Below are 884 nucleotides of genomic sequence, written 5' to 3'. Positions count from 1 at the left end.
GCCCCCGCGACGCAGGTGGCCGCCTGGCAGCCCGCCGGCCCGTCCGCCCTCGGCGGCTCGAACGACCCCGACATGCCGCTGCTGCACACCATCGAGGCCGCCGCGGTGGTCCGGGACACCCCGGACGGCCCGGCGCTGACCATCACAGTGAACTGGGCCGAAGACATCCTGGACGCAGCCGACGCCGAACACCTCGGCGCCACCTGGCTCGCCCTCCTCACCGGCCTGGCCACGCACCTCGCGGACCCGTCGGCCGGCGGCCACACCCCGTCCGACTTCCCGCTCCTCGCCCTCGCCCAGTCCGACGTGGAGGAACTGGAGACCAGGGTCCCCGGCCTGACCGACGTCTGGCCGCTCTCCCCGCTCCAGGAAGGACTCCTCTTCCACACGGCCTACGACGACCAGGGCCCCGACGTCTACGAGACCCAGCGGGTGCTTGATCTGACCGGCCCGCTGGACGCCGACCGGCTGCACCGGTCCTGGAACGCTCTCGTCGCCCGGCACGACATGCTCCGGGTCAGCTTCCACGAACTGGCCGACGGCCGCAGCGTCCAAGTCGTCACCGGCGCGGCCGAGCCGCGCTGGCGTGTGGTCGACCTGAGCGGGCGGACGGAGACGGACGCGCTCGCCCAGGCCGAGTCGCTGGCGGAACAGGAGCGCGCCGAACGCTTCCACCTGGCCGAGGCCCCGCTGCTGCGGCTGCTCCTGGTTCGGCTCGGGGAGCGGCGCCACCGCCTCGTCATGACCTCCCACCACATCCTGCTGGACGGCTGGTCCACGCCGATCGTCCTCGACGAGACATCCCGGATCTACGCGGCCGGCGGCGACGCCTCCGGGCTCGGGCCGGCGCCCTCCTTCCGGGACCATCTGGCCTGGCTCGCCCG

At 73.9% G+C, this 884-nt stretch carries 1 protein-coding gene; it reads left to right on the top strand.

Annotated features, from left to right (window positions below):
* The coding region (locus tag AC5P09_RS51975) for a condensation domain-containing protein (RefSeq protein WP_493880635.1) at nucleotides 1-884 on the top strand (884 nt) is incomplete at both ends.

Source organism: Streptomyces sp. a15 (genome assembly GCF_059026085.1).
The sequence above is the reverse complement of the archived record's forward strand: the minus strand, read 5'-3'. Positions and strand labels throughout refer to the sequence as shown.